12 protein-coding genes and 1 pseudogene are annotated in these 14,096 nt (G+C 70.4%); 4 read left to right on the plus strand and 9 right to left on the minus strand.

All coding sequences use genetic code 11. The features are described from left to right. The 3 genes from ABZ646_RS24240 to ABZ646_RS24250 form a co-directional block, all read left to right on the plus strand. Positions 1-652, plus strand: a 652-nt coding sequence (locus ABZ646_RS24240) for a sucrase ferredoxin (protein WP_360522549.1), incomplete at its 5' end; no start/stop codon positions are given. Positions 653-751: 99 nt separating this feature from the next. Next, positions 752-2,407, plus strand: coding sequence for a sensor histidine kinase (locus ABZ646_RS24245; protein ID WP_360522552.1), 1,656 nt, complete (start codon positions 752-754; stop codon positions 2,405-2,407). 20 nt (positions 2,408-2,427) lie between these two features. Then, entirely contained in the window at positions 2,428-3,108 is a 681-nt protein-coding gene (locus tag ABZ646_RS24250; protein WP_360522582.1) for a response regulator, read from the plus strand. 52 nt (positions 3,109-3,160) lie between these two features. Here the strand turns inward: ABZ646_RS24250 and ABZ646_RS24255 are convergent, their stop codons facing one another. Genes ABZ646_RS24255 through ABZ646_RS24265 form a run of 3 tightly spaced genes read right to left on the minus strand, consistent with a single transcriptional unit; the run spans position 3,161 to position 5,938 of the window. After that, entirely contained in the window at positions 3,161-4,219 is a 1,059-nt protein-coding gene (locus tag ABZ646_RS24255; RefSeq protein WP_360522555.1) for an ABC transporter substrate-binding protein, read from the minus strand. A gap of 50 nt (positions 4,220-4,269) precedes the next feature. Continuing rightward, entirely contained in the window at positions 4,270-5,133 is an 864-nt protein-coding gene (locus ABZ646_RS24260) for an ABC transporter permease (RefSeq protein WP_360522558.1), read from the minus strand. Continuing rightward, positions 5,123-5,938 carry an ABC transporter ATP-binding protein gene (locus tag ABZ646_RS24265; RefSeq protein ID WP_360522561.1) on the minus strand — a complete coding sequence of 272 codons (816 nt, stop codon included), beginning with the start codon at positions 5,936-5,938 and terminating at the stop codon, positions 5,123-5,125. The genes ABZ646_RS24260 and ABZ646_RS24265 overlap by 11 nt, the downstream gene beginning before the upstream one ends. A gap of 158 nt (positions 5,939-6,096) precedes the next feature. Here ABZ646_RS24265 and ABZ646_RS24270 point away from each other — a divergent pair, with 158 nt between their 5' ends. Further along, positions 6,097-6,789: a response regulator gene (locus ABZ646_RS24270; protein ID WP_360522564.1), complete on the plus strand. Its 693-nt coding sequence runs from the start codon at positions 6,097-6,099 to the stop codon at positions 6,787-6,789. A gap of 31 nt (positions 6,790-6,820) precedes the next feature. On the opposite strand, the gene ABZ646_RS24275 is transcribed toward ABZ646_RS24270, so the two are convergent. The 6 genes and pseudogenes from ABZ646_RS24275 to ABZ646_RS24300 form a co-directional block, all read right to left on the minus strand. Further along, positions 6,821-8,413: a cation acetate symporter gene (locus ABZ646_RS24275; RefSeq protein WP_360522567.1), complete on the minus strand. Its 1,593-nt coding sequence runs from the start codon at positions 8,411-8,413 to the stop codon at positions 6,821-6,823. Next, positions 8,410-8,970 carry a DUF485 domain-containing protein gene (locus tag ABZ646_RS24280; RefSeq protein WP_360522570.1) on the minus strand — a complete coding sequence of 187 codons (561 nt, stop codon included), beginning with the start codon at positions 8,968-8,970 and terminating at the stop codon, positions 8,410-8,412. Before ABZ646_RS24280 ends, ABZ646_RS24275 begins: the two co-directional genes overlap by 4 nt. A gap of 68 nt (positions 8,971-9,038) precedes the next feature. Further along, positions 9,039-9,722 (minus strand): response regulator transcription factor, encoded by a 684-nt coding sequence (locus ABZ646_RS24285; protein WP_360522573.1) that lies wholly within the window; start codon positions 9,720-9,722, stop codon positions 9,039-9,041. Further along, positions 9,719-10,870 carry a histidine kinase gene (locus tag ABZ646_RS24290; RefSeq protein WP_360522576.1) on the minus strand — a complete coding sequence of 384 codons (1,152 nt, stop codon included), beginning with the start codon at positions 10,868-10,870 and terminating at the stop codon, positions 9,719-9,721. The genes ABZ646_RS24285 and ABZ646_RS24290 overlap by 4 nt, the downstream gene beginning before the upstream one ends. Continuing rightward, complete coding sequence (locus tag ABZ646_RS24295) at positions 10,867-11,400, minus strand: DUF1453 domain-containing protein (protein ID WP_360522579.1); 534 nt, start codon at positions 11,398-11,400, stop codon at positions 10,867-10,869. Before ABZ646_RS24295 ends, ABZ646_RS24290 begins: the two co-directional genes overlap by 4 nt. 562 nt (positions 11,401-11,962) lie before the next feature. After that, positions 11,963-14,020, minus strand: a pseudogene (locus tag ABZ646_RS24300) (DNA topoisomerase IV subunit B); the annotation flags it as partial. Positions 14,021-14,096: the final 76 nt, after the last annotated feature.

A 14,096-nucleotide genomic window follows, 5' to 3' on the forward strand; every position in this document is an offset into this window, starting at 1 on the left:
CGAGACCCGTGATCCGCACCGGCTGCTCGGCCTCGACCTCGCGGCCCTCGGGGCGGGCGACCACCGTTCGTTCGGCACGGCGCTCGGCGGCCGGCCGCACTCCGGCGGCCCGCTCGCCCTCGTCTGCACCAACGGCAAGCGCGACCGCTGCTGCGCCCTGCTGGGCCGCCCGCTCGCCACCGAGCTGGCCGCATCCGGGGTACGGGGCACCTGGGAGGTCACCCATCTGGGTGGTCATCGCTTCTCGCCGACGGTGCTCGTGCTGCCGTACGGCTACGCGTACGGGCGCGCCGAGGCCCATGCCGTCAAGGAGGTCCTGCACGGCGCCCAGGAGGGCCGTGTGGTGCTGGAGGGGTGCCGGGGGTGCTCCGCCTGGGGGCGGCCCGGCCAGGCGGCCGAGCTGGCCGTGCGCGAAGCGGTGGGCGAGCACACCGCGGGCGCGCTGAGCGTCGTACGGACCGAGGGTGCGGCCCCGCGCTGGCACGTCACCGTCGATCACGTCGACGGCCGCCGCTGGCGGGTCGCGGTGGCCCAGGGCGCTTCCCTGCCGCCGCGCCCGGAGAGCTGCGGGGTCTCGGTGCTGGGGTCACCGGCCCGAATGGACGTGGTGTCGCTGCGGGAACTGCGGACGGCGTCGGCCCTCGCGAGCTGATCCCCCTCGTCCCACCGATCCGGGTTTCCCAAGAACTGGTCAAGAGATCCACGCCACACCCCTTAGGTACGGCGCATCCGCGCACGTACCGTCGTGGTCATGAGTCCCACGCCCCCCGCGCGCCGTCTGCGCCCTCGGCTGCCCCGGAAGGCGTTCACGCAGGTCCTGCTGATGCAGCTGGCGATCGCCGCGGGGGTCGCGGTGCTCGCGACCGGGCTCTTCCTCGCGCCGCTGAGCAAACAGCTGGACCAGGAGGCGATGCGCAGGGCCCTGGCGATCGCCCAGACCACCGCCCAGGACCCGGGGATCGCCGAGGGCGTCCTGACCACCCCGCCCAGCGTGGACGGTCCGGTGCAGCAGGAGGCCGAACGGATCCGGAAGGCCACCGGCGCGGAGTACATCGTCGTGATGGACAAAGGCGGCTTCCGCTGGTCCCACACCACGCCGTCGGTGATCGGCCGGCATGTGTCTACCAGCCCCCAGGAGGCACTGGACGGCAAGGAGGTCATGCAGATCGACAGCGGCACCCTGGGCCGCTCGGCGCGCGGCAAGGTGCCGCTGTACGACTCCGGGCACCGGATCATCGGGGCGGTCTCGGTGGGCATCGCCTACGACAGCGTGCGGGCACGTCTGCTGGGCACGATCCCGGTGCTGTTCGCCTACGCGGGCGGCGCTCTCGCCGTCGGTGCGCTGGCCGCCTGGCTGATCTCCCGGAGGGTCCAGCGACAGACCCGTGACCTGGCCTTCTCCGACATCTCGGCGCTGCTCGCCGAACGCGAGGCCATGCTGCACGGCATCCGCGAGGGCGTCGTCGCCCTGGACCGCGGCGGCCGTGTCCGGCTGCTGAACGACGAGGCACGGCGCCTGCTGGGCATCGGCGACGAGGCCGTCGGCCGGACCCCCGACGAGGCCCTCGGTGACGGCCGTACGACCGATGTGCTGACCGGCCGGGTGACCGGCACCGACCTGCTCACCGTGCGCGGCCAGCGGGTCCTGGTGGCCAACCGGATGCCCACCGACGACGGCGGCGCCGTCGCCACCCTGCGCGACCGCACCGAGCTGGAGCAGCTCGGCCGCGAACTCGACTCGACGCGTGGGCTCATCGACGCCCTGCGCGCCCAGGACCACGAGCACGCCAACCGGATGCACACCCTGCTCGGGTTCCTCGAGCTGGAGATGTACGACGACGCCGTGGAGTTCGTCGGCGAGGTGGTCAGCGACCACCGGGTCACCGCCGAACAGGTCACCGAGAAGATCCAGGACCCGCTGCTGGCCGCCCTGCTGGTCGGCAAGGCGACCGTCGCGGCCGAGCGCGGGGTCGCCCTGTGGGTGTCGGACCGCACCCGTCTCCCGGACCGGCTGATCGACCCCAGAGGGCTGGTCACGGTGGTGGGCAACCTCGTCGACAACGCGCTGGACGCGGTGGCCGGCTCGCTGCACGCGCGCGTGGAGGTCGAGTTGCGCACCGAGGGCCGCGCGGTCGTCCTCCGGGTGCGTGACACCGGGCCCGGGATCCCGGCGGAGCAGCGGGAACTGGCGTTCACCGAGGGGTGGTCCACCAAGAAACCGCCCGCGCACGGCAAGCGCGGCATCGGGCTCCCCCTGGTGCGCCGGCTCGCCGAACGGCAGGGCGGCAGCGCGTCCGTGGACGAGGCGGACGGCGGAGGCGCGCAGTTCACCGTGATGCTCCCCGAGGCGCTGACCGAGCCGGAACTGGAACCGGTGCTCGCACCGGCCGACGAAGAGACACGATGACCGAACGGCAGGGAAGCACGATGATCGAGGTCCTGGTCGTGGACGACGACACCCGGGTCGCCCGGGTCAACGCGGCCTACGTCGAGAAGGTGCCCGGCTTCCACGTGGCCGGCGAGGCCCACAACGCGGCCGAGGCGCTGCACCGGCTGGAGACGCTCCCCCGCCTCGACCTGGTCCTGATGGACCACTACCTGCCCGACGACACGGGCCTCGCGGTGGTCCAGGAGATGCGCCGACGTGGCCACCAGACCGACGTGATCATGGTGACGGCGGCCCGGGACGTGTCGACCGTGCAGGCGGCGATGCGCCAGGGCGCCCTGCAGTACCTGGTGAAACCGTTCGCGTTCGCGGGGCTGCGCGCCAGGCTGGAGGCGTACGCCCGGCTGCGGCGCACCCTGGACGGTGGCGGCGAGGCCGAACAGGCCGAGGTGGACCGTATCTTCGGCGCCCTGTCCACGCCGTCCCAGCCCGAGCTGCCCAAAGGGCACTCCCCCACCACAGCCGAGCTGGTCCGCCAGTCGCTCATGAACGCCGACAGCCCGCTGTCGGCCCAGGAGATCGCCGAGCGGACCGGGGTCAGCCGTCAGACCGCCCAGCGCTATCTGAAACTCCTGGAGCGCACGGGCCGGGCCCGGCTGACCCTCAAGTACGGCGACGCGGGCCGCCCCGAACACCGTTACGTGTGGGCGACCCGCGGCTGAGCCGTACGTCCAGACAGTCTTCCGCTCGGCAGCCTTCTCCTTCGGCAGCCTTCTACTTGGCAGCCTTGACGAACTCCGTCGTGTACGTCTTGCTCAGGTCGACATCGTGGTTCTGGATGTTCGTGTTGAACGCCTTGAGCACCTTCTCCACGGTCTCCGGGCCGTTCTCCGGCATCACGCCGTCGTCGGTGAACATCGGCAGCGTGCTCTTGATGGACTGCGTGTAGAGGGCCTTGTTCCCCTGGGCGTAGTCGGCGGGCATCTTGGCCGCGATCTCGGCGGCACTGTGCGTCGACATCCACTTGAGCGTCTTGACGAACGCATTGACCATCTTCTGGACGGTGTCCTTGTGGCTGTTGACCCAGTCCGTCTGCATGTACAGGCTGGACGACGGGTACGGGCCGCCGAGCGCCTTCTGGGAACCCTCCGGCGTCCGCATGTCCAGAAGGATCTTGCCCGCCTTCTTGTCCAGGATGGTCGCGACGGTCGGGTCCGTCGTCATACCGCCGTCGATGGAGCCCTGCTGGAGCGCCGAGATGAAGGTGGCGCCCGCCCCGACGGCGACCGGCGAGAAGTCGCTGACCTTCACGCCGTTCTTGACGGCGAGGTACTTCGTCAGGAAGTCGGTCGACGAGCCGAGGCTGGTGATGCCGAGCTTCTTGCCCTTGAAGTCCTTGGGCGAGGTGATGTCGCCGGCCGCCTTGGTGGAGACGATCTCGACCTCGCCGGGCGCCCGCGAGAACTGCACGACGGACTCCACCGCCTTGCCCTTGGTCTGGAGGTCCAGCGTGTGGTCGTAGAAGCCGACCGTGCCCTGGACCTGCCCGGCGACGAGGGCCGTCTCGGCCTGGACACCGGCCGGCTCGGTCAGCAGTTCCACGTCGAGACCCTCGGCGTCGAAGTAGCCGAGCCGCTGGGTGAGCATCGCCGGCAGGTAGATGACCTTGTCCAGGCCACCGACCATGATCTTGACCTTCGTCCCCTTGCCGTCGCCCTTGCCGGCGGAGCCGCTGGAGGTCGTGCTCGCCGCGTCGTTGGCGCAGGCGGTCAGGGAGGACAGGGCGAGCAGGCCGGCGGCGGCCAGGGTGGTGTATCTGGCGGACTTGCGCATGACGTTCACGTCCTTGTGAGAGGCGGTGCGGGAGGAGAAGGCGGCCGGGTTCAGCTGTCGGAGTCCGACGGCTTCCAGCGGAAGATGCGGCGCTCGGCGAAGGTGAGCAGCCCCTCGGCGGCGAGCGCGACGACGGCGAGGATGACCATCGCGGCGTACACACCGGCTGCGTTGAACGTGCCCTGCGACTGCGCGACGAGCAGGCCGATGCCCTTGGTGGCGCCGATGTACTCGCCGACGATGGCGCCGATGAGGGCGAAGCCGAAGCTGACGTGGAGGCTGGTGAAGATCCACGAGGTGGCGGACGGGATGACGACCTGCAGGGTCACCCTGCGGTCGCTCGCGCCCAGGATCCGGGCGTTGGCGACGAGGTTGCGGTCGACCTCGCGGGCACCCTGGAAGGCGTTGAAGAACACCGGGAAGAACACCAGGACCACGGCCGAGGCGACCTTGGAGGAGGCGCCGAGCCCGAACCAGATCACGAAGATCGGGGCCAGCACGATCCTGGGGATCGAGTTGAGCACCTTGATGTACGGGCCGAGGACGTCGGCGAGGAACGCGATCCGTCCCAGGGCGATACCGAAGACGACACCGGCGACCACGCCGATGACCCAGCCGAGCAGCGCCTCGTAGAGCGTGTACCAGATCTGCTCGCCGAGGGAGCCGAGTGCGGTGCCGTGGGTCACCCAGGTCCAGATCTGCTCCCAGATCTTCGACGGCATCGAGAAGTTGAACGGATCGATGGCGCCGGCCCGGGAGAGGACCTCCCACAGGCCGAGGACGGCCACCAGGAGCAGCACCCGCACGGCGTACACGATCGCCTTGCGTCTGCGGGCGGCCTGGACCCGCGTCTGGGTACGGTTCGGGGTCTTGGCCGTGTCGACGACCGGTGTGCTGAGGACGTCAGGCGACATGGGCGGCGCCCCTCTCACGGGTGATGCGGACCTCTTCGCCGAGGGACTCCCAGATCTCGCGGTAGATCTCGATGAACCGCGGCTCCAGACGCACCGACTCGACCTTGCGGGGGCGGGGCAGGTCGATGTCGAAGACCTGCTTCACGGTCGCCGGCCCGGCGGTCATGACGACGACCTTGTCGGCCAGCGCGATGGACTCCTCCAGGTGGTGGGTGACGAACACGACCGAGGCGCCCGTGCCCTCCCACAACTCCAGGAGTTCGTCCGACATCAGGGCCCGGGTCTGCACGTCGAGCGCGGAGAAGGGCTCGTCCATGAGCAGAATCTCGGGGTCGTTGACGAAGGTCGCGGCGAGCGCCACCCGCTTGCGCTGGCCGCCGGAGAGCTGGTGCGGGTAGCGGTCCTCGAAGGCCGCGAGACCGACCCTGGCCAGCCAGGCGCGGGCCTTCTCCTTCGCCTCCGCCTTGGGCACGCCCCGGAAGCGGGGTCCTGCCATCACGTTGGACAGCACGGTCCGCCAGGGGAAGGTGGCGTCCTGCTGGAAGACGAAACCGACCTTGTCCCCGACTCCGGCGACCGGCTGACCGGCCACCAGCACATCGCCCTCGGTGGGCTCTTCCAGCCCGCTGACCAGCGTCAGCGTGGTGGACTTGCCACAACCCGTCGGCCCCACGACAGCCACGAACTCACCGCGTCCGACGGTGAGGTCGAGGTCGCGGACAGCCGTGTGCAGACCCCCCGACGGGGTCTTGAAGATCTTGCTCGCGCCCCGCAGCTCGATGGCGGGGCTGGTGTCTGCGCTCATGGGCCGGGACGGTAGGTGTGGCACGGACCACAGCAGCAGTCTTCTGGGCGCAAGCCGTTCTTTTGCTCGCAAGCACCTGTTGTGCTCATTTTGCGCGCGCTACAACTGCGCAGACGAAACACGGGCTTAACGCTCGCCGGCCTTGAAGGAGAGGCCTGATGATTGACGTCCTGGTGGTCGACGACGACTTCCGCGTCGCTGAGATAAACGCCAAGTACGTGGGGAAGGTTCCCGGGTTCCGGGTGGCCGCCCGCGCGCACAGCGCTGCCCAGGCCCTGGCCGCCGTGGAACGCGGCACCATCGACCTGGTCCTGCTGGACCACTATCTGCCGGACCAGACCGGTCTCGAACTCGTCCACCGGATGCGGGAACAGGGCCATGGCACCGACGTCATCATGATCACGGCGGCCAGCGACGTGACCACCGTCCAGCGGGCGATGCGCCTGGGCGCCCTGCACTACCTGGTCAAACCGTTCACCTTCGCCGCGCTGCGCACCCGCCTGGACTCCTACGCGGCGCTGCGCCGCACCGTGGACCGGGTCGGCGGCCGGGGCCTGACCGGGCAGGAGCAGGTCGACCGGATCTTCGGCGCCCTGCGCACCTCACCCGCCCCCTCGGCGCCCGGGCTGCCCAGCGGCCACTCCGAGCCGACCACGGACCTCATCTGCGGGGTCCTGCACCGCGCCGACCAGCCGCTCTCCGCCCACGAGGTGGCCGCCGAGACCGGCCTGAGCCGCTCCACCGCCCAGCGCTACCTCCGCCACCTGGAACAGGCCGGCCGGCTGCGCCTCTCCCTGAAGTACGGCGACACCGGCCGCCCGGAACACCGGTACGCCTGGGTGGCGCCATAGCAACTACGAGGCCTGGGTGGCGCCATAGGACCTATACAGCCCCCGCTCCGGTCAACGACCGCACCTCGGTCTCCGCGTGCCTGGCCTCGTCCGGCACCTCGTCCGAGGTGACCGTCCCGAGCCAGCCGGCGAGGAAACCGAGCGGGATGGAGACGATCCCCGGGTTCTCCAGCGGGAAGTACTGGAAGTCGACGTCCGGGAACAGCGCCCCCGGGCTCCCGGACACCACTGGAGACAGCACGACCAGTACCAGGGCCGGGACGAGTCCGCCGTATACGGCCCACACCGCGCCGCGGGTCGTGAAGCCCCGCCAGAACAGCGAGTACAGCAGCACCGGCAGGTTCGCCGAGGCGGCCACGGCGAAGGCCAGACCGACCAGGAAGGCGACGTTGAGGTCACGGGCCAGCAGACCGAGGGCGATGGCCACCACTCCGATGCCGACGGCCGCCGTGCGCGCCACCGCCACCTCGCTGCGCTGTCCGGCGCGCGGCCTGCACAGCGAGGTGTACAGGTCGTGGGCGACGGACGCCGAGGAGGCGAGGGTGATCCCGGCGACCACCGCGAGGATCGTCGCGAAGGCAACGGCGGCGACGACCGCGAACAGAACCGCTCCCGCTGTGGAACCCGCGCCGCCGCCCAGGTCCAGGGCCAGCAGCGGGACCGCCGTGTTCCCCGACTCGTTCGACGCGCGCACCGCGTCCGGCCCGACGACGGCGGCGGCCCCGAAGCCCAGCACGATCGCCATCAGATAGAAACCGCCGATCAGCCCGATCGACCAGACCGCCGACCGCCGGGCCGCCTTCGCGGTCGGCACCGTGTAGAACCGCGACAGGATGTGCGGCAGTCCCGCCGTGCCCAGCACCAGCGCCAGCCCCAGGCTGATGAAGTCCAGCCGCGCGCTCCAACTCCCGCCGTACCTGAGTCCCGGCGCCAGGAACGCCTTCCCGTGTCCGCTGCGCTCGGCCGCCGTGAGCAGCAACTGGTCGACATCGCCGTGGAAGCGCAGCAGCACCAGCACGGTCAGCGTCACCGTCCCGCCCAGCAGCAGGACGGCCTTCACGATCTGGATCCAGGTGGTGGCCCGCATCCCTCCCAAGGACACGTAGATCACCATCAGCGCGCCGACCCCGATGACCGTCCACGCCTGGGCGGCCTGACTGGTCCGTCCCAGCAGCAGCGCGACCAGGCTGCCCGCTCCCACCATTTGCGCCACCAAATAGAGAACGGACACGGTGACCGAGGACGTGCCCGCCGCGATCCGCACCGGCCGCTCCGTCATCCGGGCGGCGATCACGTCGGCGAGGGTGAACCGGCCGCAGTTGCGCACCAGCTCGGCCACCAGGAAGAGCACGACCAGCCACGCCACCAGAAAGCCCACCACATAGAGCAGCCCGTCGTACCCGAACAGCGCGATCAGCCCGGTGACACCGAGGAAGGAGGCCGCCGACATGTAGTCACCCGCGATGGCAAAACCATTCTCTATGGGCGAGAACAGCCGGCCCCCGGCGTAGAACTCCTCCGCCGAACCGTGCCGCCTCCTGCTCACCCATGTCGTGATCCCGAGCGTCACCGCGACGAAGGCGCCGAACAGCATGAGCGCCAGGGTTTCATGACGGCCCGTCACAAGACACCGCCCCGGGCGGCGCCACGGGTCAGCTCCTGGGTGTCCCAGCGCAGTTCCAGCGCGGCACGGTCCCTGCGCAGCCTGGCATGCCGGGCATAGGCCCAGGTGAGCACGAACGTGCTGAGGAACTGTCCGAGTCCCGCGAGCATCCCCACGTTCACCGCGCCGGCGACGGGTCTCGCCATCAGACCGGGCGCGGTCGTCGCTGTGACCACGTACGCCACGTACCAGGTGAGGAAGACGGCAACCCCCGGCACCACGAACCTCCGGTAGCGGCTGCGCACCTCCTGGAAAGCCGCACTGCGCTGCACCTCCAGATACACGTCCCGGGCGCGAACCGCCGCCCTCTCCCGCTCGGTCCGGGCGGCGGGCACCGCCGGGGCCGGCACCGCGGTGCCCTCCGGCCCACCCCAGCCTGAGGCCGGCGCGTCGTGCCAGGGGTCCTCGTACCTGACTTCTGGGGAGGTCGTGCCGTACTCACCCTGATCCTCGTGCCGCTCGGCCGAACTCTCGGAGCCCTCCCCGCCGTCGCGGTGACGCCCGTTGCTTGACTGCATGCCCAAGGATGGACAGATCGGGAAGATCCCCGACTCTTCTTCCCTCGTCTCTCACCCCATCAGGTGACTCAATTCCCTGGTGGCCGCACCATTCCCTTCCCGTACGCGTAACGCACCGCCTGCGCACGGTCCTTGAGCCCGGTCTTCGCGAACAGGTTGTTGATGTGTGTCTTCACGGTCGCGGTCGAGACGTGCAGCCGTCTGGCGATCTCCTGGTTGGTGAGTCCCTCTGCGATCAGCACCAGAACCTCCGTCTCCCGCAGGGTCAGGCCGTCCGGCGCCTCGGTCGCCACCGGCGCCTGCGGCTGCTCGGGCTGCGACAGCCTTTCCAGCAGCCTCCGCTGGATGCTCGGCGACAGTCCCGCGTCTCCCGAGAGCACGCTCTCCACGGCGCGGACGATCTCGTCGCCGCCCGCGTCCTTCGTCAGGTATCCACGGGCGCCGGCTCTCAGCGCCGGGAACAGCGACTCGTCGTCCGCGAACGTGGTGAGCACCACGACCTGGGTCCCCGGATACTGCGAGCGGATCCGCCGGGTCGCCTCCACCCCGTCGCAGCGCGGCATCCTCAGGTCCATCAGCACCACGTCCGGGGAGAGCTCGCCGACCAGCCGCACCGCCTCCTCGCCGTCGCCCGCCGCTCCCACGACCTCCACACCGGGCAGCAGCCCGAGAAGCATCACGATGCCCTCCCGGACCACCGTCTGGTCGTCGGCGACCACCACCCGCGCCGGCTTCTTCTCGCCCTCCGTCATACGGGCACCCTCAACCGCACCTCGAACCCCTCGTCGTCACGCGCTGCCTCCAGCGACCCGCCCAGCAGCTCGGCCCTCTCCCGCATTCCCAGCAGACCGTACCCGCTGCCGGCACCGGTGAGTTCGCCCGGACGGCCGCCCGAATCCCTCACGTACAGCGTCACTTCGTGCTCGCTGTAGTCCAGCCGCACCCTGACCTTGGCGCCGTGGGCGTGCTTGCGGACGTTGGTCAGCGCTTCCTGGGCAACCCGTCGTACCGTCTGCGAGGCCTCGGCGGGCAGCGTTCTGCGTTCGCCCGTGACGGTGACCTCGGCGCCGTCGGTCGCACCGGCCAGTTCGGTGAGGAATTCCTCCAGCGGGGTCAGCTCGCCGCGCAGCGCCGACAGGGCCTGCCGGGTCTCGGCGAGTCCGTCACGGGCCATCCCCCGGGCGGCCACCACCCGTTCGAGGATCTGCTCCCGGTCGGCCCCGCGCTCGATCAGCAGCCGCGCGGCCTCCAGGTGCACCATCTGGGCGGAGAGGCTGTGGGCCAGCACGTCATGGATCTCCCGCGCGATCCTGGCCCGCTCCGCGAGCGCCGCCGACTCGGCTTCGGCCGCTCTGGCTGCGCGCTCCTGTGCCAGCAGCCGCTGTGCGTGCCCACGGGCCTCGGCGTCGAGTCGCATGACGTAGCCGGCGAGGGCCATTCCGGCGACGGTGGCCGCGGTGGTCAGCCAGACGTCGTTGTTGAACGCGGAGTACGAGGCCAGGGCCACGGAGGTGACGGGCACCGCGATCGCGATGGGCAGCCGCTCCAGGGCCGAGATGCCGCAGCCGCACCAGATCACGAGCGCCGGTCCGCGGAATCCCATGATCTCCGCCACGACCGCGAGGGCCAGCAGGACGGTGATGAGGAGCAGGGAGGGCACGAGCCGGTGGGCGTAGGTGGTCCGGAAGAAACCCCAGGACGCCACGGCGGTCACCAGCACGCCCGCCACGGCGGCGGCCACGCCCCAGCCGGAGACGCGCGACTGGTTGAAGGCGCTCCACAGGAGCAGGGCGAGGACGAGCAGTCTCACTCCCCAGGCCAGCGTGCGCCGGGGCTGGGAGATCCCCGAACGACTCAGCGCTTCACGCGAGGGCCAGCGCGTCCAGGCGTTCTCTGTCACACGCCTTCCTTCCTGGCGACCCGGGCCATGTCGTCACCGTACGCCCGGGTGGGGCTGCTCATGGACGGGCCGGAGGGGAGGGACTGGGCCCGCCACACGAGGATGCCGGAGCGGACCAGGAGGAGGAGGGCCAGGCCGAGCATCAGGGCGGAACCGTTCTGATGGACACCGAGCGCTGCGCCGAGGGCGAAGAGGCCGACGCGCACGAGCAGACCGCCGAGCCAGACCATCGCGCTGGCTCTGGTGCTCCTGGTCCACACGACACCGTCGGATGCGGTCCAGATCCTGGTGGTCCAGGCCCAGGCGGCACCCATCCCCAGCCCCACCAGCAACTCGGTGCCGAGCAGCAGGGCGGCTTCGGTGCGGTGATGGGCGTCGAGTATGCCGGGTTCGCGCAGCGCGACGACCGCGAGGACCGCGGGCAGGAGCCACCAGCGCCGGCCGGTGTTGACGGGGCGGGCACGGAACTGGCGCGCGATCACCACGACGACTACGGCCACGATCAGCAACGTGTTGACGAGCCCGGACATCAGTGCCTCCGTGAGCGGGAAGGGGCGGTGCCGGAAGCGGGAGCTGCCGACGCCTTCGACGCTACGGAAACGCGCAGGTCAGCAGATCGGCGCCGGGGTGGATCAGAGGTGGATTCCGACGAGCGTGATCTCTCCACCCTCAGGTGGAGAGATCACGCTCGTCGGAGCGCGGGGCCCAGGGGCGTGGGGCTCGGCGCGCTCAGGTGGCGGTGCGCCGAGGTGCGATGCCCGGACGTGCGGTGCGCGGGGCCGGGCTTCTGACCGGCAGGAGGCCGGCATCCCGGTCTCGGCGTCACGGACTCACCGCATCGTGCACCGCACCCCAGCGCTTCGTGCACCGCACCCCGGCGCATCGTGCACCGCGCCTCGACACACCGCGCAACCGTGCATCGCCACGGCGCATCAGACGCCCTGCCGGAAAACGCCCCGGGGCCCCGGCATCTGCCGGGGCCCCGGGGCACTCCTTGCGGCTCGCACGCGCCTGAGCGGGCGCGAGGGCTGTCGGCCGACGGGGCGCCCTGGGTGGAGCGACCGGGCGGGTCGGCCGAAGCCCGCGCAGCGGCTATGCGTCGATCCGCGACCGGTCCAGCGTCGCCGCCGAACCGGAGATGAACTCCTTGCGGGGGGCCACGTCGTTGCCCATGAGCAGGTCGAAGACCTGTTCGGCCGCTTCGAGGTCCGAGAGGTTGATGCGGCGCAGCGTGCGGTGGCGCGGGTCCATGGTGGTCTCGGCCAGCTGGTCCGCGTCCATCTCACCCAGACCCTTGTACCGCTGGATGGAGTCCTTGTAGCGGACCCCCTTGCTCTGGAACTCCATGAGCTTGTCCCGCAGCTCACGGTCCGAGTAGGTGTACACGTATTTGTCCTGGCCCTTCTTGGGCTGGACGATCTCGATGCGGTGCAGCGGCGGGACCGCGGCGAAGACCCGGCCGGCCTCGACCATGGGCCGCATGTACCGCTGGAACAGCGTCAGCAGCAGGCAGCGGATGTGCGAGCCGTCGACGTCGGCGTCGGTCATCATGATGATCTTGCCGTAGCGGGCCGCGTCGATATCGAAGGTGCGCCCGGAGCCCGCTCCTATGACCTGGATGATCGCGCCGCACTCCGCGTTCTTCAGCATGTCCGTCACCGAGGACCGCTGAACGTTGAGGATCTTGCCCCGGATCGGCAGCAGCGCCTGGAACTCGGAGTTCCGGGCCAGCTTCGCGGTACCGAGCGCCGAGTCGCCCTCGACGATGAAGAGCTCGCTGCGCTCGACGTCGTCGCTGCGGCAGTCGGCGAGCTTCGCCGGCAGCGACGAGGACTCCAGGGCCGTCTTGCGGCGCTGCGCGTCCTTGTGCTGGCGGGCCGCGATGCGCGTCCGTGCGGCGGCGACGACCTTCTCCATGACCACCCGCGCCTGAGCGGCGGCGTCGCGCTTGGTGGAGGTCAGGAACGCCTTCAGCTCCTTGGAGATCACGTTGTTCACGATCCGGCGGGCCGCCGAGGTGCCGAGGACCTCCTTGGTCTGGCCCTCGAACTGAGGCTCGGCGAGCCGGACGGTGACGACGGCGGTGAGCCCCTCCAGGGCGTCGTCCTTGACGATGTCGTCCTCGGCGACGCGCAACAGCTTCTTGGCCCGCAGCACCTCGTTGAGGGTCTCGCGGACGGCCTGTTCGAAGCCGGCCACGTGGGTGCCGCCCTTGGGGGTGGCGATGATGTTGACGAACGACCTGAGGTTCACGTCGTAACCGGTGCCCCAGCGCAGCGCCACGTCCACGCCGAGTTCACGGGTGACCTCGGTGGGGGTCATCTGACCGTGGTCGTCCAGGACGGGGACAGTCTCCTTGAAGGTGCCCTGCCCGGAGAAGCGGAGGACGTCGCAGACCGGCTTGTCGGTGGCCAGGTACTCGCAGAACTCGCTGATACCGCCGTCGAAGCGGAACGACTCCTCACCCTTGCTGCCGCTCTCGCCGAGACCGTACTCGTCGCGGACGACGATGGTCAGGCCGGGGACCAGGAAGGCCGTCTGCCGGGCGCGCTGATGGAGCGTGTCCAGGGAGAGCCTGGCGTCCTTGAGGAAGATCTGGCGGTCGGCCCAGTACCGCACGCGCGTGCCGGTACGGGTCTTGGGCACCCTCTTGATCTTGCGCAGTCCGCTGGCGGTCTCGAACTTCGCGTCCGGTCCGCCGGCGGCGAATGCGCCCGGCACACCGCGGCGGAAGCTGATGGCGTGCACCTGGCCGCCGCGGTCGACCTCGACGTCGAGACGCGCGGAGAGCGCGTTGACCACGGAGGCGCCGACGCCGTGCAGACCGCCGGAGGCCGCGTAGGAGCCGCCGCCGAACTTGCCGCCGGCGTGCAGCTTGGTCATGACGACCTCGACGCCGGACAGGCCGGTCTTGGGCTCGACGTCCACGGGGATGCCGCGGCCGTTGTCCCGGACCTCGACGGAGCCGTCGTCGTGGAGGATGACCTCGATGTGGTCGCAGTAGCCACCGAGGGCCTCGTCCACGGCGTTGTCGATGATCTCCCACAGGCAGTGCATCAAGCCCCGGCTGTCGGTGGATCCGATGTACATACCGGGGCGCTTGCGCACGGCTTCGAGGCCCTCGAGAACGAGCAGGTGCCGCGCGGTGTGTACCCGGCAGACCTGGGACCTGGCCGCCGGTCAGTGGGGCACACCGCCGCCGGTCCGCTACGACAGCCGGGTCTAC

It is taken from the genome of Streptomyces sp. NPDC007162 (assembly GCF_040634175.1).
GTDB lineage: Bacteria > Actinomycetota > Actinomycetes > Streptomycetales > Streptomycetaceae > Streptomyces.

Excerpts from the sequence above, each read along its gene's own strand:
- ABZ646_RS24245 (WP_360522552.1), top strand. The coding sequence starts at position 752 with ATGAGTCCCACGCCCCCCGCGCGCCGTCTGCGCCCTCGGCTGCCCCGG.
- ABZ646_RS24250 (WP_360522582.1), top strand. The coding sequence starts at position 2,428 with ATGATCGAGGTCCTGGTCGTGGACGACGACACCCGGGTCGCCCGGGTC.
- ABZ646_RS24255 (WP_360522555.1), bottom strand. The coding sequence starts at position 4,219 with ATGCGCAAGTCCGCCAGATACACCACCCTGGCCGCCGCCGGCCTGCTC.
- ABZ646_RS24260 (WP_360522558.1), bottom strand. The coding sequence starts at position 5,133 with ATGTCGCCTGACGTCCTCAGCACACCGGTCGTCGACACGGCCAAGACC.
- ABZ646_RS24265 (WP_360522561.1), bottom strand. The coding sequence starts at position 5,938 with ATGAGCGCAGACACCAGCCCCGCCATCGAGCTGCGGGGCGCGAGCAAG.
- ABZ646_RS24270 (WP_360522564.1), top strand. The coding sequence starts at position 6,097 with ATGATTGACGTCCTGGTGGTCGACGACGACTTCCGCGTCGCTGAGATA.
- ABZ646_RS24280 (WP_360522570.1), bottom strand. The coding sequence starts at position 8,970 with ATGCAGTCAAGCAACGGGCGTCACCGCGACGGCGGGGAGGGCTCCGAG.
- ABZ646_RS24285 (WP_360522573.1), bottom strand. The coding sequence starts at position 9,722 with ATGACGGAGGGCGAGAAGAAGCCGGCGCGGGTGGTGGTCGCCGACGAC.
- ABZ646_RS24295 (WP_360522579.1), bottom strand. The coding sequence starts at position 11,400 with ATGTCCGGGCTCGTCAACACGTTGCTGATCGTGGCCGTAGTCGTCGTG.